This window comes from Kribbella sp. NPDC049584 (genome assembly GCF_040675555.1).
Taxonomy (GTDB): domain Bacteria; phylum Actinomycetota; class Actinomycetes; order Propionibacteriales; family Kribbellaceae; genus Kribbella.
This window is the reverse complement of sequence record NZ_JBFAPF010000011.1, coordinates 165,088-190,629: the sequence shown is the minus strand read 5'-3', so window position 1 is coordinate 190,629 and position 25,542 is coordinate 165,088. Positions and strand designations below refer to the sequence as shown.

Genomic DNA, 25,542 nt, shown 5'->3' with positions numbered 1-25,542 from the left:
ATTTATGTCAGGACGATCCTATAAGCAGCTCTCTGTCAGGTTTCATGAGAGGGTTTGCCCGTGACCAGCGAGCAGCAGCGGACGACCCTACGCGTGCTGGTCGCCAGTAACGCACTCGGCGGAGTCGCCACCGCCAGCGGCTTCGCGGTAGCCGCTCTCCTGGCCGAAAACGTGTCCGGCTCGACGTCGCTGGCCGGTCTGGTAGCCACCTCGACCACGCTGGGCGCCGCCGCACTCGCCGTACCGCTGGCAGGGCTGGCCCGCTCCCACGGCCGACGGGTTTCGCTGAGCCTCGGCTACCTGATCGCGTTCGTCGGAGCCGCGCTGACGATTCTGGCGGCACAGATCGGATCGTTGGCTCTGCTGCTCGCGGCCGGGTGCCTCTTCGGCAGCGGCTCCGCCTCCAACCTGCAGTCGCGGTACGCCGCCACGGACGCCGCCGAACCCAGTCGCGTCGCCCGCTCGCTCGGGCTGGTCGTGTGGGCCACGACGATCGGCGTGATCGTCGGACCGAACCTGACCGGCGTCGGCGGTTCGGTCGGATCGTCGCTCGGCATCCTGGCGCTGGCCGGGCCGTATGTCTTCTCGGTCGTTGCTTTCGGACTTAGTGCGGCCACCGTCTGGGTGGGCATGCGGAGCCAGGCGAGGCCAACGAGGGTGAAGCGCCAGCCGCTGGCCGTGACCTTCCGGCAGGTGATCGCGATTCCGCATGCACGCCTGGGACTGCTGGCCATCGCGACTGCACATGCGGTGATGGTCGGGGTCATGTCGATGACGTCGGTACACCTGCGACACCACGGCGCGTCCCTGACCATCGTCGGCTTCGTTATCAGCGGACATGTCGCCGGCATGTACGCACTGTCCCCGTTGACCGGCTGGCTGGCCGACCGGCTGGGCCGCATCCCCACGATCGGCATCGGCCTCGGCGTACTCGCGATCGCAATGACTCTGGCTGCTCTAGCACCGGATGACGCCCATGCGCTGACCGGACTCGCGCTCTTCACTCTGGGGCTGGGCTGGTCCGCCTGTCTGGTCGCCGGATCGACCCTGCTGTCCCGGTCCGTACCGGACGGCATCCGCACCTCGGCTCAGGGCCTGTCCGATCTGACCATGGGCGTCCTGGCTTCCCTTTCGGGCACAGCTGCCGGCCCGGTCCTCGCCTACCTCGGCTTCCATTGGCTGGCGGTCTTCTGCGGGCTGCTCCTGATCCCGGCCGCCCTGACTGCCGCCCTAACCAAACAGCAGATGCAGCGTGCGTGAACCCGACCGAAAGCCGATGCTCTGATACAGCGCCCGCGCCTGCGGGTACCCGTCATCCCCTCGCGGACAGACGACCGCTTTGGTGCCACCTGCTTCTCGCAGCGCACGCAGTGCGGCGAGGTTGACTGCCGCGCCGAGTCCACGCCGCCGGTACGCCGGAGCGCACCCGACGGGCTCGACCAAGCCGACCTGGTGCTGCTCGTCCAGCCAGATCAATGCCGAGGCGACGAACTCCCCCGCCTCGTTCTCCACGACCCAGTCCAGCTCGGGTCGGTAGGGCCAGGTCGACATCACCTGCGCGATGTCGTCGTCGGTCACCTTCGACGGTCCCAAGTCGGACCAGGCCGCGCGGTGTGCGGCACCCCGCTTCGCCACCTCGTCCTGCCGCACGTGGCGCAGGGTCAGCCCATCGGGCACCACTGGTTCGGCCAGTGCGTCCAGCGAAATCCAGTGGTGCGTGAAGTACGGCGCGCTGTCGTCACGCCGGAAGCCGGCCGACTCCAGTGCAGCCAGCAGGTGCTTCTCGGTCTCCAGTACGCCGGCAGCCAATCGCGGGCCGTCTGCTGTCGCCTGGAACCACTCGACGACTGTGGCGGCCAGCTCCGGCCGGTCCGGGTCGACGGTCATCAGCAGATGGCCCGGCTGCTCCAGCCATCCCCAGGCCACGACGTCGTCGCCGTCGCGCCAAACCGCCGTACGCCAATCTGCCGACGAGCGGCGGGCGTTCACGCTGCGCTCCCAGGCGACGTCGCCGAGGTGCAGCCGGGACGCCGGACTCCAGGTCCGCCGGACGAGCTCCTGCATGTCACTCAGGCCGTCAGGGCCGGCGTACTCGGTCATCTGCACGCAGCGCAGCATCGCAGTGCCGGGAGGCCGACTCAACTGCATTAGGCTCGAACGTCGTGAGCATCGCGGAGGGCGGGATCCCGAGTCCCAACATCTGGCACCACCCGAAGGTGTACGAGATCGAGAACCGGGCAGTGGACCCGGACGGCGTGATCGAGCCGGCGATGCGGGCCATCCGGGACTGGACCGGCGCGACGGTCCTCGACATCGGCTGCGGTACCGGGTTCCACCTGCCGAAGTTCGCCGCGACCGCCGGGCGAGTGATCGGCGTGGAGCCGCACGGCGCGCTGGCCGACGCCGCCCGTCGCCGTACGCAGGCATTGCCGAACGTCGAAGTACGGCAGGGTACGGCGCAGCGCCTGCCGGTGGCGGATTCGTCGATCGACGTGATGCATGCGCGCTGGGCGTACTTCTTCGGGCCGGGCTGTGAGCCGGGGCTGGCCGAACTGGACCGGGTGATGCGCCACGGCGGGACCGCGTTCGTGATCGACAACGACGGCAGCCGGTCGACGTTCGGCGGCTGGTTCAGCGCGTCGTACCCGATGATCAAACCGGCCGAGGTGGAGCGGTTCTGGACCGACCGCGGCTGGCACCGGACACCGTTGGACATGGGCTGGCGGTTCGAGAGCCGGGCCGACTTCGAGGCGGTGGTGAAGATCGAGTTCACGCCGAAGGACGCGGAGCGGATCATTGCCTCGCATGTCGGCGCCGAGGTCGACTATGCCGTCAACCTGTGGAGCAAGAGCTTCTGACGACACTCTCTGTGGCCTGCGGATCGACCCTCAGTACTCATAGGGTTGACGGGATGGATGGCCTGCTGCTCGAACGCGTTCCGGGGCTGCCGGAGCGGCTCCGGATCGATGTCGGTGAGCAGCGCGCGGTCGTCGTACCGCAGGCCGCCGATCGTCGCCGGCTGGCCGACGTACTGACCGGGCTGGAGGACCCGTCGCCCGGTGCGGTCGTGCTGAAGGGCGGAACGGTCCGGTTGGTACCCGCTGAAGGCGGACTGCTCCCCCACCTGACTGTGCTCGGCAACGTGATGCACGGCCATCGCACCACGAATCAGGTGACGACACAGGCTGCGCGGGACGAGAGCCTGGTCAAGGTCATCGGTTGTGGCCTCGAGGACGTCCAGGATCGCTACCCGCACGAGATCACCCCAGGGCGTCGTCGGCTGGCCGGCGTGGCCCGGGCACTCGGCGCGTACCCACGAGCGATCGTGCTGGAGGACGCGACCGGCCTGCCTACCTGGGGATCGCTCCTGTCGATCCGTCCAAACCCTGACCTCGCCTCGGTCGCACTGCTGCTCATCACGACCAGCACGACACGCACTACCGGGTTTGACGATGCCGAGTAGCCGCAGAGCGTTCCTCGGCGCCGCAGGAGCCCTCCTGCTGACCGGGTGTTCGAGTGACGTGCTGGGACTGCGGCGCGCGGTCCGGGTGGCGGTCAGTTGGAGTGGGCAGGAGTTGCGCGCGTTCCACAAGGTCCTCGATGGTCTGGGAACGCTCGAGTACCCGGTAGAAGTCGTACCGCTCGGCGACGACATCTCCACTGCGTTCGGTGCACGCTCCACGCGACGTCCGGACATCGTCATGCTCCCGCAGCCCGGACTGGTCCCACGTCATCTCGACGACCTCGAGCCGATGCCCGACGACCTCGCCCCGCTCGGGCGAGCCCGACTGTGGAATGAGCTCCTCACGCACAACGGCACGACGTACGGCGTCCCGTTCAAGACCGCGCACAAGTCGGCGGTTTGGTATCGGCCCTCGGTGTTCGAGCAGGTCGGCGTACAACCGCCTCGGTTGTGGTCGGAGTGGCTCACGCTGAACCGGACGCTGACACAGGCGGGCATCACCCCACTGTCGCTTGCCGCGGGTGACGGCTGGGTGCTCACCGACTTCCTGGAGAACGTGCTGCTCGGTATCGCGCCCAGCGTCTACATAGGTCTCGCAGCGGCGACCGATCCACGCCCGTCACAGCAGCCACAGTTCAGTGCGGCACTACGGCTGCTGGGGACCATGTGGTCGGCGCCTGGAGCACTGGCGGGCGGAGTGAAGGAGTCGCTCGTCCAGCAGTTCCCGGATGCTTTGATCGAGGTGTTCGGCCATCGCAGAGCCGCCATGGTGCTGGCATCCGACTTCGCCGAGCCGGTCGTCCGCTCGTTTGCCGCAGACCCGGATGACATCGGTCTCTTCACGTTCCCCCCGATGAGTCCGGGAGTTGCTGCACCTGTGGTGGTCGGCGGCGACGTGATGGTGCTACCGAAGCCGACCAGGGACGACGCCCGCGATCTGGTACGCCGCTTGTCCGCGCCGGCCGCTGCTGACCCGTGGATCAAGGAGGGTGGCTTCCTGGTCGACGGACGCGTCTCTGGATACACGCCCGAGCTCGCTCGACTTGCCATGCAGCTGACCAAGCCCGGTGAGCAACTCCAGTTCGACCTGTCCGACCAGCTCGGTCGGCTCGGCGACATCAACGGGCTCTGGCGCGTGCTGACCGACTTCCTGGTCCAGGTCGGCGGGCGCGGCGCCGCCGTCGTACCAGGGGCCGTGGACGACGCGATCGACGAGCTGCGCACGGTGGAGGAGAGCTGATGGGGCTGCAGACCAACGGCTTGTCCCTCGAGATCGTCGGCCGGGAGATCTCCGGCCGCCCGGTCCCCGGCAAACCACGCCGACCGGCCGGACCGTATCTGCTGGGGCTACCCGCATTGCTGCTCAGCTGTCTACTGCTGGTGCCGATCGGAGTGACGGTAGTAGCAGCGTTCCGGACGCCGGGCGGTTTCGGGTTCGGCAACTTCGCGGTGATGACCGACCCGGGCGCATTGCGTGCCGTCGGCAACAGTCTACTCTGGGTGCTGGTTGCCTTCGGGATCGTGGTGATCGGGTTCTTCCTTGCCCTGTTGAGTTATCGACTGCCCGCGGTGACAACGTTTCTGCAGCCCGCACTGGTCATTCCGTTCGCAGTGTCGGTGCTGGTGTCCGGCGCAACGTTCCGGTTGCTCTTCGACCCGACACCCGAGCGTGGGACAGTCACGGCTGTCTGGACGCGGTTGTTCGGGACGAGCCCGGTGTGGCTCGGGCCTGGTCTGTTCTGGCTCGTGCTGGTGTCCGCGTTCGGCTGGACCTGGCTGGGGTACGTCGTGTCGCTCTTCCGCGCCGGTCTGGACGCGATCCCCGACGATGTGACCAGAACCCTCACGGCAGAAGGCGTTCGGGGCTGGCGTCGGCTGCGTGCGCTCGAGATTCCGTTGCTGCGGCCGATCACCGGTGTGGTCACGCTGACGGTGGTCATCGCTGCAGTGCGGGTCTTCGATCTCATATTGATCGTCGTACCAGGGTCGATGCAGCGGTCCGCCGATGTGCTCGGGCTGAACTGGTGGCGAGCGACGACCAGTGGTGACGACACAGGACGTACGGCGGCGCTCGGCGTCGTGCTGTTCGCGATCGTCGCTGCGGTAGGGCTGATCGGCGTACGGGGATTGCGCCGGCGGCGGTGGGCGATGCCGGTGACCGTCGTACCTCCGGACCCGTCGCTGGGGCGACCGAAGCCTCGACGATCCGTCCGTCGGTTCGGCTGGCTCATCGGACTCGCAGTAGCGCTGGTGTGGATCTTCCCGGCCGTAGTACTCGTTATCACTGCGTTGCACTCCCCCGCGGAGGCCGGTGTGCGTGGCTGGTGGTCGGCGTCGGGACTCGGGTTCTCATCCTTCGCTGCAGCGGCGAATGTGGGATTGTTCCGGGCCCTCCTGTCCACCCTGATCATCGCGAGCGCCGCCACCGCCGTGCTGCTCGTGATCGCCGTACCGACGGCCTATCTGGTCGCGTGGGGTGGTCTGCCGATGCGCGTCGGCCGGACCGTGATGGCAGTGTTCGTCGTACTCGCAGTCACACCGGTGCAGATGTACGCCGCTCCGCTGCGCGACGCGATCGACGCAGCCGGACTGGCCGGTTCCCGGATCGCACTGGCACTCGTCCATGCGGCTGCTGGTCTCCCCTTTGCTGTGCTGTTGCTGCGGTCCGCCTTCGCGTCTGCCCCACCTGCGTTGGTGTCCGAGGCGTTACAGGGCCCGGTCCGGCAGAGCGCCGTACTGGCGACTGTGCAGCGGACCTACCGTCCCGCGCTGATCGCTGTCGCGGTGCTGGAGTTCGCACTGGTGTGGAACGACTTCATCGTCGGATTCCTGATCAGTGGCCCCGGTACGACGCCGTTGTCGCTCGTGCTGTGGGGTGAGGCTCGACAGTTCTCCGCATCGAGCGGACCGGTCGCGGCAGCTGCGGTTGTCGCGTCGATCGTGCCCGTAGTCCTGATGTTGTCGTTCTGGCGGACCGTGGTGCGCGGGCTGACGACAGGCAGCCGGCCATGAGCGAGCCGGAGGAGAAGGCGCCGGAGAGACAGGAGTCGCCGTACCAGACGCGCGGCTTCCGCTTTGTCATCGGCACTGTGGCGTCCGCGCTGCTCACCGGGCTCGCATCGGAGATGCTCAACCAGAGCCTCGACAGCGGCGGCTGGGTGCAGTGGGTCGGCCTTGGCGTGACCGTGTTGCTCGGCGCCATCACGATCATCCAGTACGGCCCGGCGATCCGGCGTTCCTGGCAGCACAGCGGCGAGAGCGCTCCTGAACTGCATACGACCGCCGAGGAGGCCGAGCAGTGGATGATCGCGCTGGGCTCCCACGCCGGCGGTATGGCGGCCGCCGAGTGGTACGCCCTGAACGAGGAGTGGCTCCGCGAACTGCTGATGGCCGAGAAGCCGCACGTCGACACCATCGACGACTTCGCCCGCATCTGCGACGCCCTCGAGGCCTGGTACGTACGACGCGCCGATCCGGATGCGCTGCTCCAGCTCAGCGACCTGTTGAGTGCCGCGGCCGAGGTGTGCGGTCGCCGCGATCTCGCCGAACTCGCGGCGGCGCGCGCGGCGACGGCGTACCGGATGCTGGGTGACCTGGACACGGCCAGCACCCGGCTGGGAATCTCCGACAACATCGCCACCCACACCCGGACTGCGGCCGCTATGACCACGCGACGGCAGGTCGAACGAGCACTGCTGTCCCTCGCCCGCGCGGACCGCTCACCGGCCGGGAACGACCGCGACGAAGCCGTGTTGAACGCCCGCGAGCGGCTGGACGAGGCACGGCTCAAGCGGCCCGGTCCGGACCTTGCGGCCGATATCGCGATCGCCGTCAATCTCGCCGTCGTACACTTGTACCAGCAGGACGCCGAGGGTGCGCTGGACCACTTGCGACCGGCCGTCGCCCGAGCAACAGCCGCGGGCGATCTGAGTGGCCAGGCGCACGCACTCGAGCTCATGGGCGTGGCCGCGTGGATGCAACGCAATCCGCACGAGGCGGTCAGCCGCTGGGACCATGCCGCCCACCTGTACGCCGAGATCGACGAACGCGAAGGCCACGCCCGCTGCCTGCAACACCTCGGCTCCGCGGAGGTCGTCGCCGGCCGCATGGCCGCCGCGGTCGAACTTCTCGAGCAGAGCGCGATGCTGCGGAGAACCGAGAGCGAGATCCTCGTCAAGTACCTCGACGCGGCGCGGCAGACCTCCGGCGTGCCGGTCGTCGCCGACGATGCGCCCCGCCGTACGGCCAACCGGTTGAGGCGGCTTCTCAGGTCGTTGAAGGGATTTGTCGGACGGCCCGTTTAGGTTGGTGCCATGGCGAAGGTGGCGACACAGGCTAAGGGCAAGCCGGCGTACGCGTGCTCGGAGTGCGGGTGGACGTCGGCGCGCTGGATCGGGCGCTGTGGCGAGTGCCAGGCCTGGGGCACGGTCGCCGAGGTCGGTGCGCCGAAGGCCGCGCGAATCACGGCAGGTCCGGTGTCGTCGCCCGCGATGCCGATCGCCAAGGTTTCCGCGATCGAGGCCGAATCGCGCCCGACCGGCATCGGCGAGCTCGACCGCGTGCTCGGCGGCGGCGTCGTGCCGGGCGCGGTGATCCTGCTCGCGGGTGAGCCGGGTGTCGGCAAGTCCACGCTGCTGCTGGAGGTCGCGGCGCAGTCCGCGCGCGGCGGCCAGCGGACTCTCTACGTCTCCGGCGAAGAGTCAGCTGCTCAGGTGCGCCTGCGTGCTGGTCGTACGGACGCTCTCGTCGACGAACTGTTTCTTGCCGCGGAGACCGATCTGTCTGCCGTGGTCGGGCAGATCGACGCGGTCGAGCCGGCGTTCCTGGTGATCGACTCGGTGCAGACGATGGCCCACCCCGAGGTCGACGGCGCGCCGGGTGGTGTCACGCAGGTTCGCGAGGTCACGGGCGCGTTGGTCCGGCTCGCGAAGGAGCGGCACATCGCGGTCGTGCTGGTCGGCCACGTGACCAAGGACGGCGCGATCGCCGGTCCGCGGATGCTCGAGCACCTCGTCGACGTCGTGCTCGCATTCGACGGCGACCGGCATTCCGGGTTCCGGATGGTGCGCGCGACGAAGAACAGGTTCGGCCCCTCGGACGAGGTCGGCTGCTTCGACATGGTCGACACCGGGATCGTCGAGGTCACCGACCCGACCGGCCTGTTCGTGTCCGAGCACGCCGAGCCCGTCGCCGGGACCTGTGTGACGGTGATGATGGAGGGCCGGCGTCCGCTGCTGGCCGAAGTACAGGCCTTGGTCGGGCCGTCCGCGGCGCCACAACCGCGCCGGACCACCTCCGGGCTGGAGTCTTCGCGAGTCGCGATGGTCCTCGCCGTGCTCGGGAATCGCGCCGGGCTGAAGCTGACCGACAAAGAGGTGTACGTCGCAACCGTCGGCGGCGTGAAGATCACCGAGCCGGTCGCGGACCTGTCCGTCGCGATCGCGGTCGCGTCCTCGGTGATGGACAAGCCGATCCACCCCGGGCTGATCGCGATCGGCGAGGTCGGCCTGGCCGGCGAGGTCCGGCGGGTCGGCGGCCTGGAGAAGCGGCTCGCGGAGGCGGCCCGGCTCGGGTTCACCAAGGCGATCGTCCCGGCCGACATCCCGAATCGGAGCAAGGACCTCAAGCCGATGGACATCCAGAAGAAGTACGGCTTGCGTACCTTCGCCGCGCCGGACCTGCCCTCCGCGCTGATGGCCGCCGGTCTCGCCTGAGGGCTGTGTTCCCCGCCACGTTCCCGCCACGTTCCTCGCCACAGGACGGACGGGGGATCAACAGACTCCCGCTCGGGAACGTACCCTAGGGGCGCCCCCACGCCGGGTTCATCGTCGAACCTGGAAGCCCTTGATGACTGCAGGAGCACCTGATGACCGGATCAAGAGTTGTCGCGCTCGGCCACTACCAGCCGGAACGGGTGCTCACCAACGACGAGCTCGCCACCATGGTCGAGACCAACGACGAGTGGATCCAGAGCCGGGTCGGCGTCCGCGAGCGCCGGATCGCGGCCCCGGACGAGTCCGTCGACGAGATGGCCTGGCGCGCCGCCGACAAGGCGATCGCGAACGCCGGCCTGGACATCGCCGAGATCGACTACGTGATCGTCGCCACCTGTACGGCGATCGACCGCTCGCCGAACATCGCCGCCCGCGTCGCCGCCCGGCTCGGCCTCGGCAACCCGGCCGCGATCGACCTGAACACCGCGTGCTCCGGCTTCGCGTACGCGCTGGCCACCGCCGACCAGGCGATCCGGGCCGGCGCCGCGACCAAGGCCGTCGTGATCGGCGTCGAGAAGCTCAGCGACTGGACCGACTGGACCGACCGCACCACCTGCGTGCTGATCGGCGACGGCGCCGGCGCTGCCGTCGTGGTCGCCGACGACACCGATGACACAGCCGGGATCAGCCCGGTGGTCTGGGGCTCAGTGCCGGAGATGTCGGACGCGGTCCGGATCGAGGGCCGCGAAGGCCCATTCCAGCAGGAAGGCCTGAGCGTCTTCCGCTGGGCCACCACGCAGCTGCCCGAGATCGCCCAGCAGGTCTGCGAGAAGGCCGGGCTGAAGCCCGAGGACCTCGGCGGCGTCGTCCTGCACCAAGCCAACCTGCGCATCATCGAGCCGCTCGCGAAGCGGCTCGGCGCGACCAACGCGGTGGTCGCCAAGGACGTCGTGGAGTCCGGCAACACGTCGGCCGCGAGCATCCCGATCGCGCTGTCGAAGCTGGTCGAGAAGCGCGAGATCCCGTCCGGCGCGCCGGTGCTGCTGTTCGGATTCGGCGGCGGCCTCTCGTACGCCGGACAGGTCATCCGCTGCCCCTGACGCGGCAACCGACGTACCGCCGTTGCCCGTGATCACGCGGGAATCCAGTACTGCACGGACCGGATGCACGGGCGGGTGCACGCGCAACCGCCGGTGCGGACCGCGCGACATCGCGTGCGTCCGGCCGAGCAGCAGATATCCGCACAACTGCATCCGCGTAACCGCATAGACTCAGGTTCCGTGGCACCGAACTCGGACAAGAACAGCACCGGCGCCCGCCTGCGTGCGACGCTCGCGGCGGTCGCGCCCGGCACCGAACTGCGCGAAGGCCTGGAACGGATCCTGCGCGGCCGGACCGGCGCGCTGATCGTGCTCGGCCACGACAAGGCCGTCGACGCGATCTCCACCGGCGGCTTCGAGATCGACGTCGAATTCACCGCGACCGGATTGCGCGAGCTCAGCAAGATGGACGGCGCGATCGTCCTCGACCGCGAGGCGACCCGGCTGATCCGCGCCGCCGTACACCTGATGCCGGATCCGGCGATCGTCACCCAGGAGACCGGCACCCGGCACCGGACCGCCGACCGGGTGGCGCGGCAGACCGGGTTCCCGGTGATCTCGGTCTCGCAGTCGATGCACATCATCGCGCTGTACGTCGACGACCAGCGGTACGTGCTTGAGGACTCCGGCGCGATCCTGTCCCGCGCGAACCAGGCCCTCGCGACCCTCGAGCGGTACAAGCTGCGTCTTGACGAGGTGTCCGGCACGCTGTCCGCGCTCGAGATCGAGGACCTGGTCACGGTCCGGGACGTCGCCGCGGTCGCGCAACGGCTGGAGATGGTCCGCCGGATCGCCACCGAGATCGACGGGTACGTCGTGGAGCTCGGCACCGACGGCCGGCTGCTCACGCTCCAGCTCAACGAGCTCGTCGCCGGAGTCGCCGGGGAACGCGAGCTGGTCGTCCGCGACTACCTCCCGCCGGCCACGGGTCGCCGGGCCAAGACGGCCGACGACGTACTGCTCGAGCTCGACGCGGTCAGCCCGACCGACCTGCTCGACATCGGCCAGGTCGCCCGCGCCCTGCAGCTCGGCGGCGCCGAACAGCTCGACGCCGCGGTCACCCCGCGCGGCTACCGGCTGCTGGCCAAGGTGCCGCGTCTTCCCGGTGCCGTGATCGACCGGCTGATCGACCACTTCGGCCACCTACAGAAGTTGCTCGCGGCAAGCATCGACGACCTGCAGACGGTCGAGGGCGTCGGCGAGAACCGCGCCCGCACGGTCCGCGAGGGCCTGTCCCGGCTGGCCGAGTCCAGCATCCTGGAACGCTACGTCTAGGCCGGACACGCCCTCGCCACTCGCAGTCACCTGACGCCTCCGGTTCGTGAAAGAACCGGGGGCGTCTTGCGTTTCGGCACGGATCGGCTAATACTCCACATGGAACATTTGGCGCGGAACAATCCAGCTGGAGGATCATGGCCGACCTCACCCCGCTGGCGATCTCGGTGCTGGCGTTGCTCGAGGAGAAGCCGATGCACGCCTACGAGATGTACCAACTGCTCGTCAGCCGGCATAACCACCGGATCGTGAAGGTCCGGCCCGGTTCGCTCTACCACACGGTCGAGCGGCTGGCCGGGCAGGAGTACGTCCGTGCGATCGGCACCGACCGGGCCGGGAACCGCCCCGAGCGGACGACGTACGAGCTCACCCCGGCCGGTCGGGACGCGATGGTCCGGCGAGTCGAGAGCGGTATCGAGACCTTCGTCTACGAGTACCCGGTCTTCCCGGTGTTCCTGGCCGAGGCGCACAACCTCGACGCCGAGGACGCCGTACTGCGGTTCCGTCGCCGGATCGAGGAGATGGACTTCTGGCTGGCCGACGTGGACAAGGCGATGGCCGGCGCCAAGGCCCGCGACGTACCGGAGGCGTACTGGCTGGCCGGCACCTATGTCCGAGCACAGGTCGCGGCGGAACGCGACTGGCTCACCACCATCATCGAACGTATCGAGAGCAAGGACCTGGAATGGCAACCGGACAAGACGCAGTGAGGCCCGAGGTGCGGCCGTGGCCGGCACTGTGGGCGTTGGTGCTCGGCTTCTTCATGATCCTGGTCGACTCGACCATCGTCTCGGTCGCGACGCCGGCGATCCTCGAGGACCTCGGGTCGGACGTCGGCACCGTCGTCTGGGTGACCAGCGCCTACCTGCTGGCGTACGCCGTACCGCTGCTGATCACCGGACGCCTCGGCGACCGGGTCGGCCCGAAGAAGCTCTACCTGACCGGACTGGCGTTGTTCACGCTCGCGTCGGTCTGGTGCGGGCTGACCAACTCGATCGAGATGCTGATCGTTGCCCGCGTCTTCCAGGGTCTCGGCGCCTCCATGATGACGCCGCAGACGATGGCCGTCATCACCCGGATCTTCCCGCCGGACCAGCGCGGCCGGGCGATGAGCTTGTGGGGCGCGACCGCCGGCGTGGCGACGCTGGTCGGCCCGATCCTCGGCGGCGTGCTCGTCGACGGGCTCGGCTGGCAGTGGATCTTCTTCATCAACGCGCCGATCGGCGTGATCGGCTTCTTCCTGGCACTGCGGCTGGTGCCGGACCTGCCGACGCACCAGCACAAGTTCGACCTGATCGGCGTGGTGCTGAGCGCGGTCGGCCTGTTCCTGCTGGTGTTCGGCATCCAGGAGGGGCAGAAGTACGACTGGGGTCAGATCAAGGGCCCGATCACGGTGTGGTCGCTGATCATCTCCGGCCTGGTCGTGCTGGCGATCTTCATCTTCTGGCAGTCCCGGAACCGCGGCGAGCCGTTGCTGCCGCTGGGGCTGTTCAAGGACCGCAATTTCTCGCTGGCGAACGTCGCGATCACCACTGTCGGGTTCGCGATCACCGCGATGGCGTTCCCGCTGATGCTGTACGCACAGGCCGTCCGCGGGCTGTCGCCGACCAGGTCCGCGCTGCTGCTGGTGCCGATGGCGGTCATCTCCGGCGCGCTCGCGCCGTTCGTCGGCCGGCTGGTCGACCGTACGCCGCCGCGGTTCATCGCCGGGTTCGGGCTGCTGTGCTGCTCGGTGTCGATGTTCTGGATGAGCCAGGTGATCGAGCCCGACGTCGCGATCTGGAAGCTGCTGCTGCCGATCGCACTGCTTGGTGTGGCCAACGGTTTCATGTGGGCGCCGATCGGCACGACCGCGACGCGGAACCTGCCGATGCACCAGGCCGGCGCCGGTGCGGGCGTCTACAACACGACGCGTCAGGTCGGCGCGGTGCTGGGCAGTGCGAGCATCGCGGTACTGATGGAGTCGCGGCTGGCGCACAACCTGCCGGGGATGGGCGGGGGCGCGTCCGAAGGGTTCACCGGCAAGTTGCCGGAGGCCGTGCGGCAAGGCTTCAGCGACTCGATGGCGCAGTCGCTCATACTGCCGGCCGCAGTACTGCTGATCGGGTTGGTCGCAGCGCTGCTGTTCGTGGCCCCGTCGCACCTGCAGAAGAAGACCGAAGGCGCCACCCAGCAGGCGAAGGCCGCCTGATCAGACGACCTGGAAGGCCTGTGCGCTCGACAGGTGGCCGTCGTACTCGGCTTTGACGACGTACGTTCCGGGCTTGGCGACCGGTTGACCCGGTAGACAGCCAGGCCCGGAGCGGTGACCGTTCCACGGCACTGTGACGGCAGCCTGCTTGCCCTTGGCAACGACCAGCGTGGCGGTCTGGATCACCTTGCTGCATTGGCTGGTGCTCCAGATCAGGTCCTTGCCCGACGTGACGATCACGGTCAGCGTGTCGTTGCTGATCGTTGCCTTGCACCCGTCATCGGCCGGGGTCAGCTGGACCACGAAGTTCAGCATCGAGCCGGAGACGATCTTACGGTTGCCCGGCAGCGCGTCGATCCGTACGTCGGAGCCCTTGCAGGCCAGGTCCGCGGGTGGCGTGGTCTTCGTCGGTGTCGGCGTCGGGGTAGGCGTCCGAGTCGGCGTCGTACTCGGTGAGGTGCTCGGGGCCGAGGCCGGCGGGGCGCCGGACGGGTTCGGCTGCGGGTCGGTCGCGGCGGTGTTCTGCGCGTCGCCGTCGCCGGAGAACAGCCGGGAGATCAGAAAGACCAGCACGACTACGACCGCGAGCACCAGTCCCCGGCGGAACCAGTACACGCTGGCGGGCAGGTGCCCGACCGGACGGAGCAGGCTGCTCATGAAGCGCACTCTAATATCGGGCCTGTGCTCGACCAGTCAGGCTCGCCGTCACTCGCCGCCACCGCTCTTCACGGACCGGTGCTGAATTGGTACGACGCCAACGCCCGCACGCTCCCGTGGCGGGAGCCGGGTGCGGGGGCGTGGGCGGTGATGGTCAGTGAGTTCATGCTGCAGCAGACGCCGGTGAACCGGGTGCTGCCGGCGTACCGGAGCTGGTTGGAGCGGTGGCCGAAGCCGGTGGACCTGGCCGCAGCGGCCCCTGGTGAGGCTGTAAGGGCCTGGGACCGGCTCGGGTACCCCAGGCGCGCCCTGCGGCTGCACGCGGCGGCTCAGGCGATTGTGGAGCGTCACGGCGGCGAGGTGCCGGACGACCATGCCGCACTGCTCGCACTTCCGGGCGTCGGAACGTACACGGCCGCCGCGATCGCGTCGTTCGCCTTCGGCCAGCGTCATGCCGTCGTCGACACCAACGTCCGCCGGGTCCTCGCCCGAGCCCTGACCGGCGTCGCCCAGCCCAGCATCTCCCCCACCGCCGCAGATCAGCGCCTGGCGGCTGGCGCGCTCCCGGCTGACGCGCCGACAGCCGCCCGCTGGGCCGTCGCCTCGATGGAGCTCGGCGCACTCATCTGCACCGCGCGGACGCCGCGCTGCGCCGACTGCCCGATCCGCTCGCAGTGCGCCTGGGTCCGCGCCGGCAGCCCGCCGTACGACGGCCCGCCGCGCCGCGGCCAGACGTACGAAGGCACCGACCGCCAAGCCCGCGGCCGTCTTCTCGCCGTACTCCGGGCCGCGTCGGCGCCGGTGCCCAAGGACAAGCTGGACGCGTCCTGGCCGGATGCCGTCCAGCGCGAACGTGCGCTGGACGGATTGGTTGCCGACGGCCTCGTCGAACCGCTCGCCCGCAAGCGCTACCGGCTACCCCAATAGCAAGAGGCCGGCTCGACGACTCGAGCCGGCCCCTTAGGTGCTGCTTCAGTTCTTCTTGCTGCCGGCGGCTTCTTCTTCGTCGTCGGCCAGCAGGTCGAGCGGCATCGCCGGGCTGCCGGACAGCGTCGCCAGCATCTGGCGGACGTTGGTCAGCTGCGCGTTGATGCTGTCGCGACGCTGCGTCGCGGCGGCGAGCTCACGCTCGGACTCGGCGCGGATCCGCTCGGCCTTGTCCTTCGCGGCGGCGACGATCTCCTGGGCCTGCCGGTTGGCGTCGGCCAGCTGCTGCTGCGACAACCGCTCGGCCTCGGAACGCGACCGGTCGGCCTCCCGCTGCACCTGGGCGGCGCGGTCGGTGACGGCGGCCAGCTGCTGCTCGGCCAGCGCGGTGCGAGCAGCGAACTCCTGCTCGACCTTGCCCCGGCGCTCGGCCAGGGTGGTCTCGAAGGCGGCCGCAGCCTGAGCGGACTTGGCCCGCTCCTGCTCGTACAGCGCCTGGGCCTCGCTGCGGCGCGCGGTGGCGTCGCGCTCGGCCTCGTCGCGCATGTCGTCGGCCTGGGTCCGGGCCTCTTCGAGGATCCGGGCGGCCTCGGCGTCGACCTCGCTCTTCCAGTCCAGGGAGTACTGCTCGGCCTCCTTGCGGACCTTCTTCGCGTGCGCCTCACCGTCGGCGACGATCGCCTCGGCATCGGTGCGGGCGCGGGTCACCAGGTCACGGGCCTCGTCGTCGGCCAGCGACAGGATCTTCGCGACGCGCTCACCGAACTCGGTGAAGGTGGGCGTGCGGTCCTTGGAGTCCTCCTGGGCGGAGATGACGGCCGCTTCCGCTGCGTCCGTGCGGGACTGCAGCTCCTGCACATGACGCTGCAGCTGCTCGGACTGCTGCTGCAGCGCAGTCAGAGAGGTGGTCAGCTCACGGATGTGCTGGTCCACCTGGGCAGGCTCGTAGCCACGCAGAACGGTACGGAACGGGGTTGGGCTTTCACTGCTCATGTTTTCCGATGCTCACTTCGATGGGTGGGTGGATCACACATTGTCACTGACAAGGATCTGACTGTCACGTCCTCATCCTGATTCCCCCGTGGAACCCTCACTGGAAGACATTCCACCACCTGGGCGGAACCCCGGTACAGCGAGTGCCTCGATCACACCCGAAAGCTGGGTGAGCTCCTTGGTGATCTCATCACGGCGCTGGTTCAACGCCGCGACCCTCGCCTCGGCTTCGGCGAGAAGTTTTCGGGCCTGTGCGCGCAGACTATCGGCGTGCTCGCGCGCCTGCGCCTCGAGCTGCTGGGCTTCGCCCCGCGACCTGCGGATCAGCTCGTGCGACTGGCGCTGTGCTTCGGCCAGGTCGTTGGCCGCGCGCTCGCGCAGATGCTGGGTCGCGGCCTCTGCCTCGGCCTCACGACGGTTGGCCCGCTCGATGATCTCGCGGGCGTCGTTCGCGGCCGCGGCCTTCAGCCGGTCGGCCCGGGCCTGCGCCTGGGCGGTGACCTTCTCGGCCTCCTGCTTGGCGGCCGCCAGTGTCGCCTCGGCCTGCTCGCCGGCGGAGTACAGCGTCGTCTCGGCGAGCGCGGTGAGCTCGGCGTTCTCCTTGGCGATCGCGTCCTGGGTCTGCTTCAGGCGGCTGGTCGAGCGGCCGACGACGCGGCGCAGATGCGCACGCTTGCGCCGCATCAGCTCGGTCGCGTCGGCGGCGGCCGCGGCGCGGATCGCCTGTGCTTCCTTCTCCGCGGCGCCGATCAGGTCGTCGACGGTCTTCTTGCTCCACAGCGTCTGCTTCTCGGCCTCGGCCATCGCCGCCTCGGCCGCCTTGTTCGCGTCCTCGACGATCCGCTGCGCTTCGGCGGACGCCGTGCGCCGGTCGGCCTCGATCGAGTCGACGACCAGCTTGGCCTGGGCCCTCGCGTCGGCCATCAGCCGCTCGTTACCGGCCTCGGCCTCGGCCTTGCGCTCGGCGATCTCGGCGACGGCCTCGGCCCGCAGCTTGTCGATCTCCAGCGAGATCGCGGCCAGCTTGGCCCGCTCGGTCTCCTCCAGCTCCGCGGTACGGCGCTCGAGCTCGGTCCGGTTCTCGCCGCGCAGCCGCTCGATCTCGGCATGCGCCTCACCGATCTCGCGCCGGGCCTTCTCCCGGGCCGCCTCGACCTCACGCTCGACCGCGGCCCGCAGCTCGGCGGCCTCGGACTCGGCCCGCGCGATCAGGGCGGCCTCGTTGCGCGCGGCGGCCTGGGACACCAGCCCGGCCTGCTCACCGGCGTCGGAGACCAGTTGCTGCGCTTCCTTGCCGGCCCGCTCGACGGTGGCCTGCGCCGACTCGCGCGCGAGCTGGGCCTCTTCGAGCAGCTCGTCGGCCTCTTCCTTCAGCCGAGCTGCTTCGCTCTCGGCGGCGGCGATCCTGCGCTGCGCCGCGGCCTGCGACTCCGCCCGCAACTGGTCGGCGGTCGCCTGGCTCTCCCTCTGCAGCTTCTCGGCCGCTGCCTCCGACTCGGACCGGCGCTTCGCGACCTCGTCGGCGACAGCGGCGCGGAGCTGCTCGGCGGCAGACTCGGACTCGGCCTTCAGCCGCTCCGCGAACGCGGTGGCCTCGGACCGGACCCGCTCGGCTTCCCCGTTCGCGTCATTGGTCAGCTTGTCGGCCGCGGCGGCGGCATCGCGCCGGACCCGCTCGGCTTCGGCGGTGGACTCGGCGCGCAGCCGGTCGGCGGCTTCCTCGGCCTCTGAGCGGACGCGCTCGGCCTCGGCCTCGGAGTCGGTCCGGAGCTGTTCGGCGGCTCGCTCCGCGTCGTTCAGGACCCGCTGGGCGGCCGTCATCGCGTCGGTCCGGAGCTTCCGGGCGGCGGCCTCGGCCTCGGCCTTCAGGCGCTCGTTCTCGGCGCGGATCCGGGTGGCCTCTTCGCGGGCCAGGTCGTTCTCGTGCTCGGCCTGCTCGCGCAACGTGTCGGCGATCCGCTGGGCCCGCTCGAGCACGCCGCCGGCCTGCCGCACGCCAAAGGAACCGGTGTCAGCGACCGGTTCCTTGGTCAGGGGCAGACGCGGAGCGTCCATGCGACGAGATGATTCCATCCCCGGCCCCCTTTCCGACAGTCCGGGTCCGAACAGCGTGCTCACAGGGTTACAACGCGGTAGACAGGCGGTAGGTAACTGCTTCATCAGCAGTCGCGCGATCTTCCCATCGATCCGTTGGCGGGCGCGACCCACTCCCGTATCGAACTGGTCACGCTCCGCAGGACGATACGACCAGTCAGTAGCCTTCGCGCAAATCAGGCGTGTCGCACCGGTACTCAGAAGCGAAGCGCAGTACTCCGGCCTGGACCACTGCCGGCCTCCGGACATGCAGAAGGCCCCGCCGGAGCGGGGCCTTCTGGGTTGGCGTTTGTTACGAGTCCTGCACGCCGGAAGCCGGGCCGGTGCCGCCACCGGCGGTCAGGTCGGTCAGCTCCAGGTCGGACGCCGAGGACTTCTCGTTGCCCTTGAAGGTGAAGAACTCGGTCACACCGTCGTCGTTGACCTTGCCCTCCGGGATCGCGTCGACCAGGACGATCTGGCCGGGACGCAGCTCTCCGAACAGGATCTTCTCGGCCAGCACGTCCTCGATGTCACGCTGCAGCGCGCGACGCAACGGACGGGCGCCCAGCACCGGGTCGAATCCACGCTCGGCGGCCAGCTTCTTGGCTGCCGGGGTGAGCTCGATCCCCATGTCCTTGTCCTTCAGCCGCTGCTCGATCTGGGCCACCATCAGGTCCACGATCCGGACGATGTCGTCCATCGTGTGCTGGTGGAAGACCACGATCTCGTCGACACGGTTCAGGAACTCGGGCCGGAAGTGCTGCTTGAGCTCCTCGGTGACCTTCGACTTCATCTTCTCGTACGAACCGCTCACATCGTTCGCCTGGGAGAAGCCGAGGCTCACCGACTTGGCGATGTCCTTGGTGCCCAGGTTCGTGGTCATGATGATCACGGTGTTCTTGAAGTCGACCACGCGGCCCTGGGCGTCGGTCAGACGACCCTCGTCCAGGATCTGCAGCAACGAGTTGAAGATGTCCGGGTGGGCCTTCTCCACCTCGTCGAACAGCACCACGGAGAACGGCTTGCGGCGGACCTTCTCGGTCAGCTGGCCACCCTCTTCGTAGCCGACGTACCCGGGAGGCGAACCGAACAGCCGGGAGGCCGTGTGCTTCTCCGAGTACTCCGACATGTCGAGGCTGATCAGCGCGTTCTCGTCGCCGAACAGGAACTCGGTCAGTGCCTTCGACAGCTCGGTCTTACCGACACCGGACGGGCCGGCGAAGATGAACGAGCCGCTCGGGCGACGCGGGTCCTTCAGCCCGGCGCGGGTACGCCGGATCGAACGGGACAGCGCCTTGACCGCGTCCTCCTGGCCGATGTAGCGCTTGTGGAGTTCCTTCTCCATGTCGAGCAGCCGGGACGACTCTTCCTCGGTCAGCTTGAACACGGGGATGCCCGTCGCGGTGCTCAGCACCTCGGCGATCAACTCCTCGTCGACCTCGGCGACGACATCCATGTCGCCGGCCTTCCACTGCTTCTCCCGCTCGGACTTCGCGTTGATGAGCTTCTTCTCGTCGTCACGCAGCCGCGCGGCGCGCTCGAAGTCCTGCGCGTCGATCGCCGACTCCTTCTCCCGGCGAACGGTCGCGATCTTCTCGTCGAACTCACGCAGGTCCGGCGGAGCCGTCATCCGGCGGATCCGCAACCGGGCCCCGGCCTCGTCGATCAGGTCGATCGCCTTGTCCGGCAGGAACCGGTCCGAGATGTACCGGTCGGCCATCTGCGCGGCGTTCACCAGCGCGGCATCGGTGATCGTCACCCGGTGGTGCGCCTCGTACCGGTCGCGGAGGCCCTTGAGGATCTCGATCGTGTGTGCGATCGAGGGCTCGGCCACCTGGATCGGCTGGAACCGGCGCTCGAGCGCAGCGTCCTTCTCGACGTACTTGCGGTACTCGTCGAGGGTGGTCGCGCCGATCGTCTGCAGCTCACCGCGGGCGAGCATCGGCTTCAGGATGCTCGCGGCGTCGATCGCGCCCTCGGCCGCGCCGGCCCCGACGAGGGTGTGGATCTCGTCGATGAACAGCACGATGTCGCCGCGGGTGCGGATCTCCTTGAGCACCTTCTTCAGGCGTTCCTCGAAGTCACCGCGGTAGCGCGAACCGGCTACCAGGGCGCCCAGGTCGAGGGAGTAGATCTGCTTGTCCTTCAGCGTCTCCGGAACGTCACCACGGACGATCTGCTGGGCCAGACCTTCCACGATGGCGGTCTTGCCGACACCCGGCTCACCGATCAGGACAGGGTTGTTCTTGGTCCGCCGGGACAGCACCTGCATGACCCGCTCGATCTCGGTCTCGCGCCCGATCACCGGGTCGAGCTTCGCCTCACGAGCGGACTGGGTGTAGTTCCGGCCGAACTGGTCGAGCACCAGGGAGCTGCTGGGGGCGCCCTCGGTGGGCGCACCGGCAGTCGAGGTCTCCTTGCCCTGGTAACCGCTCAGCAGCTGGATGACCTGCTGCCGGACCTTGTTCAGGTCCGCACCGAGCTTGACCAGGACCTGCGCGGCGACACCCTCACCCTCGCGGATGAGACCGAGCAGGATGTGCTCGGTGCCGATGTAGTTGTGGCCCAGCTGCAGGGCCTCGCGCAGGGAGAGCTCCAGCACCTTCTTGGCGCGGGGGGTGAACGGGATGTGCCCGCTCGGGGCCTGCTGCCCCTGGCCGATGATCTCCTCGACCTGGGAGCGAACGGCCTCGAGCGAGATACCCAGGCTCTCGAGAGCCTTGGCGGCGACCCCTTCACCCTCGTGGATCAGGCCGAGCAGGATGTGCTCGGTCCCGATGTAGTTGTGGCTGAGCATCCTGGCCTCTTCCTGAGCCAGGACGACTACCCGACGGGCGCGGTCCGTAAATCGTTCAAACATCGCCAAAGCGCTCCTTGCCTCAGAGGAGTCGGACGTGCCGTGGTGGCCGACCCCCGTACATGCATGCTAGTCCCCGGTGCCGACAGGCTCGCTCTCGGCGAACATCCGATCACGCGTCCGTCGACTGCCCGGGTGGCATCACAAGGGGACAACCGCACTGATCACCAGCGTGTTCCCGCGTGGACCCGATCAGACAGCATGTTCGCCACCAGCGAATTTCCCCGACTACCTGTCCGGTCAGTCATCAGCCCCGACACGCCGTGTCCCACTCTGTGAAACAACCGGAATGCGGACGGTCCCGGCACCCCAATGAAGGGAGCCGGGACCGGGTGAAGGAAAAGTTACTTGGCTTCGTTGTACGCCGCGCGCACCTCGGCGGAGATCCGGCCCCGCTCGCTGACCTCGTAGCCGTTCTCCTTGGCCCAGGCCCGGATGTCGGCGGAGTCCGACGCCGAGCGGCCGCGGCCCCGCGTGCGGCCGGCGCCACCGCGGCGGCCGGAGACCCGGCGGCCCGAGCCGACATAGGCGGCCAGTGCGTCACGCAGTTTCGCGGCGTTCTTCTTCGACAGGTCGATCTCGTACGTCGTTCCGTCCAGCCCGAAGGTGACGGTCTCGTCGGCCTTACCGCCGTCGAGATCGTCCTCGAGAACCACCTGAACCCTTTGCGCCATCGATGACAACCTTTCCGCGCCCGCCATCGGGCACAATCCCCCTGCCGAATTGTTTGCACCTGATTTGTACCGCACAAACCGGGTTCGTGTCATTCATCGACGCCGCGCAGCGATCGTAACTTTGAGTATTCAACCCGTCCGAAACCGGCTGGACCAGAATCAATTGACCCCGGATTTGCCGAACGAGTCCGTTGTGCTATGCAACGATCTGCGGAGGGATTCGGAGCGTCATTCCGGCCGGAGCAACGGGAAGAGAATCGTCTCCCGGATACCGGTCCCGGTGAGAAGCATCACCAAGCGGTCCAGGCCCATCCCCATGCCACCGGCCGGCGGCATCCCGAATTCCATCGCCCGGAGGAAGTCCTCGTCCAGCTCCATGGCTTCCGGATCGCCGGCCGCGGCCAGCAACGACTGCGACACCAGGCGATCGCGCTGGATCACCGGGTCGTTCAGCTCGGAGTACGCCACCCCGAGCTCGACCCCGTTGAAGAACAGGTCCCAGGCCTCGACCAGGCCCGGAATTTCGCGGTGCGGCTTGGCCAGCGGCCGTGCCGACTCCGGATAGTCGCGGACAAAGGTGGGCTGGATCAACGTGTGCTCGCAGAGCTTCTCGAACAAGTCCACCGCGATCTCACCGGCATTCCGGCCCGGCTGCAGCTCGACGTCGTGCTGCTCGGCCAACTTGGTCAGAGTGGCCAGGTCGGTGGTCACGTCGACGCTCTCGCCGACGGCTTCGGAGAGCAACCCGAAAAGCGTCGCGTGCTGGAACGGCTGCTCGATGTCGATCGTCGAACCGTCGCGCCCAGTGATCGTCGTACGACCGATCGCACGGCCCGCGTTCCGGATCAGCTCCTGGATGAGTTCGGCCATCGAGTCGTAATCGCCGTACGCCTGATAGGCCTCGATCATCGAGAATTCCGCCGAGTGGGTGGAGTCCAGCCCCTCGTTGCGGAACGTGCGGCCGATCTCGTAGACCCGGTCGACGCCGCCGATCATCGCGCGCTTGAGATCGAGCTCGAGCGCGATCCGCAGCTTCATCTCCTGGTCGAACGCGTTCAGGTGGGTGCTGAACGGACGGGCCGCGGCGCCGCCGTTGGTCAGCTGCAGCACCGGCGTCTCGACCTCGACGAAACCGTGCTCGTCGTACGTCGCGCGCAGCGACTTCAGCACGGCCGCCTTCGCGCGGACCATCTCGCGGGCCTCGGGCCGGACGATCAGGTCGACGTACCGCATCCGGACACGGGCCTCTTCGCTGAGCGGCTTGTACTCGTTCGGCAGCGGACGCAGCGTCTTGGCGGCCATCTGCCACGCGGTCACCTGCACCGACAGCTCACCGCGCCGGCTGGTGATCACCTCGCCCTGAACGGCCAGCAGGTCGCCGATGTCGACGAGCTGCTTGAACCGGGCCAGCTCCTCCTCACCCAGGTCGGCCAGCGACAGCATCACCTGCAGCTCGGTCCCGTCACCCTCCCGGAGCCGGACGAAGCACAGCTTGCCGGTGTTGCGCAGGAAGATCACCCGGCCGACCACCGAGACCTGCTCCCCGGTCCGGGTGTCGGGCTCCAGGTCCTGGCCGTCGTACTTCGCCCGCAGGTCCTTCAGCAGGTGCGTCCGCGGCACCGAGATCGGGTACGGCGGGACGCCTTCGGCCAGCAAACGGTCACGCTTCTCCCGGCGAACCCGCATCTGCTCGGGCAGGTCGTCCTGTCCGCTGTCGGGGTCCACCGGGTCCACGTGCGTATCAGTCATGGCTCAAGGCTAGTGACTGACCGCCTCCAGCTCCGAATCCTTTGTTCCGTCCTCGACCCTGGCGAGGAGCACCCCGACGGCCACGGAGGCCACCGCGCACGCCACCCCGCCGGTCACGAACGTGCCGCGGGGACCGAGCAGCGCACCCGCCAGACCGCCCAGCAGCATGGCCAGGATGCTGAAGGACCGGACAGTCCCGTTCAGGGCCGCGATCACCGAGCCGCGGACGGCCTCGGCCGACCGCATCACGACGAGCGCATTGGTCGCCGCGTTCAGCAACCCGCTGCCGACGCCGATCGCGGTGGCCCCGATCATCAGTGTCACCAGATTCCCGGCCAGGCCCATTAACACGCTGGCCCCGCCGATCGCGGCCATCCCGGCGACGACCGCCAGGGATCGCGCCCTGTCATCACGCAGCCGGCCGCTGTACCAGGCACCCAGGATCGCACCGGCGCCGGTCGCCGCGCCTGCTGCGCCGTACAGGCCCGGGCCGAGGCCGAGCTCGCCGGTGATCAGGAAGACCTCCACGACATTCACCGCTTCACCGGCAACCACGAACACCCAGAGCGCCGGCACCAGGATCCGCAGTACGTCGTCGCCGAAGATGGCTCGCAGGCCGGCCGACACCCCACCGCGCCGGTCGGCGGTGGCCGGCTCGGGCCGGCGGCGGGTCTGAACCATTCGGGCGACAAGGACGAGAACCAGGAAGGTCCCGGCGTCGACGAGCAGTGCACCACGCGTCCCGGCCGCACCGACCAGCACCCCGCCGGCCGCCGAGCCGGCCAACGTCGCGACCCCGATCAGGGCCTGACTCGTCCCGGTGGTCCGGCCGACGAGTTCCTCGCCGACGATCCGCGGGATCAGCGCTCCCCAGGCGGGACCGGCGACTGCTTGTCCTACTTGCAGTACGCAGACCAGGAGCAAGGTGTTGACCAGGTCGTGCACGAAGGCGAGTCCGACACCGGCCACGACCTGCAGCAAACCCGACCAGACCAGGACCGTGCGGGAATCGAACCCGTCCACGATCCGCCCGGCGAACGGGATCATCGCGACCGTCGGCACGGCGACCGCGAGCAGCAGGGCCGTGATCGCGGCCGGGCCGTGGCCGTCGGACACGCGCAGCATCAACGCGATCAGGGCGATCGAGTCACCTGCGTAGGAGAGCGCACGGGCCGGCAGCACCAGGCGGATGTCGCGGTGCAACCAGATCGAAGTCTGAAGGGTTTGCTTCATAGATGTGAAGTTAATGCTTCACACTTGCGCCGTCAAGAGGTAGGGTGACGACCGTGGCGAAGCAGAAACGGGTGGAGATCTCGGACCCGCGGGCGATCCGGGCACTCGCCCACCCGGCGCGGCAGCTGATCATCGACGAGCTCTACAGCGGCCGGGTGCTGACCGCGACGGAATGTGCCGAGCTGGCCGGTCTGACCCCGTCGGCGACGAGCTACCACCTGCGCGCGCTGGAACGGTGGGGCCTGATCGAGCGAGCCGAGAGTTCCGAGGACGGGCGCGAGCGTCCGTGGCGAGCGCTGGGCACGGGACTGAAGATCGCCTCGCAGTCCGAGGGCGCGGGCCGGCTGGCGACCCAGGCGATGATGCGGACCTACGTCGACAGGCTGATCGAGCAGTTCGACGAACTGCCGGCGGACGACCCGTGGGAGGAACTCAGTTCGCTCAGCCGCAGCCGGCTGTGGTTGACCCACGACGAAGCGACCGAGCTCGCCGCCGAACTGACGGCTCTGATCGACAGCTACCGCAAGGGCCGGAGCGCGGCAGCGCATCCGGCCGGAACCCGGACGGTCAGCACCCTGGTGGCCATCGTGCCGACCGGGAAGGCGCCCGAAGAGAGCTGAACCGTTAGCTACA

21 protein-coding genes are annotated in these 25,542 nt (G+C 68.7%); 13 read left to right on the top strand and 8 right to left on the bottom strand.

The genetic code is table 11. From position 1 onward, the window contains the following. Positions 1-60: 60 nt before the first annotated feature. Positions 61-1,260, top strand: coding sequence for an MFS transporter (locus AB0J62_RS31820; protein ID WP_363878854.1), 1,200 nt, complete (start codon positions 61-63; stop codon positions 1,258-1,260). Here the strand turns inward: AB0J62_RS31820 and AB0J62_RS31815 are convergent. Next, positions 1,231-2,100 (bottom strand): GNAT family N-acetyltransferase, encoded by an 870-nt coding sequence (locus tag AB0J62_RS31815; protein ID WP_363879247.1) that lies wholly within the window; start codon positions 2,098-2,100, stop codon positions 1,231-1,233. The two genes, AB0J62_RS31820 and AB0J62_RS31815, sit on opposite strands and share 30 nt — an antisense overlap. 62 nt (positions 2,101-2,162) lie before the next feature. Here AB0J62_RS31815 and AB0J62_RS31810 point away from each other — a divergent pair, with 62 nt between their 5' ends. The 10 genes from AB0J62_RS31810 to AB0J62_RS31765 all read left to right on the top strand — a co-directional run bounded on the left by AB0J62_RS31810 (position 2,163) and on the right by AB0J62_RS31765 (position 13,743). Beyond that, complete coding sequence (locus AB0J62_RS31810; protein WP_363878851.1) at positions 2,163-2,858, top strand: methyltransferase domain-containing protein; 696 nt, start codon at positions 2,163-2,165, stop codon at positions 2,856-2,858. A gap of 53 nt (positions 2,859-2,911) precedes the next feature. Then, positions 2,912-3,463, top strand: a complete 552-nt coding sequence (locus AB0J62_RS31805) for a hypothetical protein (protein WP_363878848.1) — start codon at positions 2,912-2,914, stop codon at positions 3,461-3,463. Then, positions 3,453-4,703, top strand: a complete 1,251-nt coding sequence (locus AB0J62_RS31800) for an ABC transporter substrate-binding protein (protein WP_363878845.1) — start codon at positions 3,453-3,455, stop codon at positions 4,701-4,703. The genes AB0J62_RS31805 and AB0J62_RS31800 overlap by 11 nt, the downstream gene beginning before the upstream one ends. Next, positions 4,703-6,475 carry an ABC transporter permease subunit gene (locus AB0J62_RS31795; RefSeq protein ID WP_363878842.1) on the top strand — a complete coding sequence of 591 codons (1,773 nt, stop codon included), beginning with the start codon at positions 4,703-4,705 and terminating at the stop codon, positions 6,473-6,475. Before AB0J62_RS31800 ends, AB0J62_RS31795 begins: the two co-directional genes overlap by 1 nt. After that, positions 6,472-7,767: a hypothetical protein gene (locus AB0J62_RS31790; RefSeq protein ID WP_363878839.1), complete on the top strand. Its 1,296-nt coding sequence runs from the start codon at positions 6,472-6,474 to the stop codon at positions 7,765-7,767. Before AB0J62_RS31795 ends, AB0J62_RS31790 begins: the two co-directional genes overlap by 4 nt. A gap of 9 nt (positions 7,768-7,776) precedes the next feature. Beyond that, positions 7,777-9,177 carry a DNA repair protein RadA gene (gene radA, locus AB0J62_RS31785; RefSeq protein ID WP_363878837.1) on the top strand — a complete coding sequence of 467 codons (1,401 nt, stop codon included), beginning with the start codon at positions 7,777-7,779 and terminating at the stop codon, positions 9,175-9,177. A gap of 152 nt (positions 9,178-9,329) precedes the next feature. Beyond that, positions 9,330-10,277, top strand: coding sequence for a beta-ketoacyl-ACP synthase III (locus AB0J62_RS31780; RefSeq protein ID WP_363878835.1), 948 nt, complete (start codon positions 9,330-9,332; stop codon positions 10,275-10,277). A gap of 180 nt (positions 10,278-10,457) precedes the next feature. Then, the gene (gene disA / locus AB0J62_RS31775) at positions 10,458-11,552 is read left to right on the top strand and encodes a DNA integrity scanning diadenylate cyclase DisA (RefSeq protein ID WP_363878832.1); all 1,095 of its coding nucleotides are present in this window, start codon (positions 10,458-10,460) and stop codon (positions 11,550-11,552) included. Between the two features lie 137 nt (positions 11,553-11,689). After that, positions 11,690-12,262: a PadR family transcriptional regulator gene (locus AB0J62_RS31770; RefSeq protein ID WP_363878829.1), complete on the top strand. Its 573-nt coding sequence runs from the start codon at positions 11,690-11,692 to the stop codon at positions 12,260-12,262. Then, entirely contained in the window at positions 12,238-13,743 is a 1,506-nt protein-coding gene (locus AB0J62_RS31765; protein ID WP_363878826.1) for a DHA2 family efflux MFS transporter permease subunit, read from the top strand. Before AB0J62_RS31770 ends, AB0J62_RS31765 begins: the two co-directional genes overlap by 25 nt. Here AB0J62_RS31765 and AB0J62_RS31760 read toward each other — a convergent pair whose 3' ends face one another. Next, positions 13,744-14,400, bottom strand: coding sequence for a hypothetical protein (locus AB0J62_RS31760; protein ID WP_363878823.1), 657 nt, complete (start codon positions 14,398-14,400; stop codon positions 13,744-13,746). Positions 14,401-14,424: 24 nt separating this feature from the next. Here AB0J62_RS31760 and AB0J62_RS31755 point away from each other — a divergent pair, with 24 nt between their 5' ends. Then, complete coding sequence (locus tag AB0J62_RS31755) at positions 14,425-15,327, top strand: A/G-specific adenine glycosylase (protein ID WP_363878820.1); 903 nt, start codon at positions 14,425-14,427, stop codon at positions 15,325-15,327. Positions 15,328-15,372: 45 nt separating this feature from the next. Here AB0J62_RS31755 and AB0J62_RS31750 read toward each other — a convergent pair whose 3' ends face one another. The 6 genes from AB0J62_RS31750 to AB0J62_RS31725 form a co-directional block, all read right to left on the bottom strand. After that, the gene (locus tag AB0J62_RS31750) at positions 15,373-16,320 is read right to left on the bottom strand and encodes a DivIVA domain-containing protein (protein WP_134109795.1); all 948 of its coding nucleotides are present in this window, start codon (positions 16,318-16,320) and stop codon (positions 15,373-15,375) included. 72 nt (positions 16,321-16,392) lie between these two features. Next, the gene (locus tag AB0J62_RS31745) at positions 16,393-18,375 is read right to left on the bottom strand and encodes a kinetoplast-associated-like protein (RefSeq protein WP_363878816.1); all 1,983 of its coding nucleotides are present in this window, start codon (positions 18,373-18,375) and stop codon (positions 16,393-16,395) included. Between the two features lie 331 nt (positions 18,376-18,706). Beyond that, positions 18,707-21,256, bottom strand: coding sequence for an ATP-dependent Clp protease ATP-binding subunit (locus tag AB0J62_RS31740; protein ID WP_363878813.1), 2,550 nt, complete (start codon positions 21,254-21,256; stop codon positions 18,707-18,709). A 341-nt stretch (positions 21,257-21,597) separates the two neighbouring features. Further along, positions 21,598-21,927, bottom strand: coding sequence for an Lsr2 family protein (locus AB0J62_RS31735; protein WP_134109801.1), 330 nt, complete (start codon positions 21,925-21,927; stop codon positions 21,598-21,600). A 228-nt stretch (positions 21,928-22,155) separates the two neighbouring features. After that, positions 22,156-23,676, bottom strand: coding sequence for a lysine--tRNA ligase (gene lysS / locus AB0J62_RS31730; RefSeq protein ID WP_363878810.1), 1,521 nt, complete (start codon positions 23,674-23,676; stop codon positions 22,156-22,158). Between the two features lie 9 nt (positions 23,677-23,685). Continuing rightward, entirely contained in the window at positions 23,686-24,909 is a 1,224-nt protein-coding gene (locus tag AB0J62_RS31725; protein WP_363878807.1) for an MFS transporter, read from the bottom strand. 53 nt (positions 24,910-24,962) lie between these two features. On the opposite strand from AB0J62_RS31725, the gene AB0J62_RS31720 reads away from it, so the two are divergent. After that, positions 24,963-25,529 carry a winged helix-turn-helix domain-containing protein gene (locus AB0J62_RS31720; protein WP_363878804.1) on the top strand — a complete coding sequence of 189 codons (567 nt, stop codon included), beginning with the start codon at positions 24,963-24,965 and terminating at the stop codon, positions 25,527-25,529. Positions 25,530-25,542 lie beyond the last annotated feature (13 nt).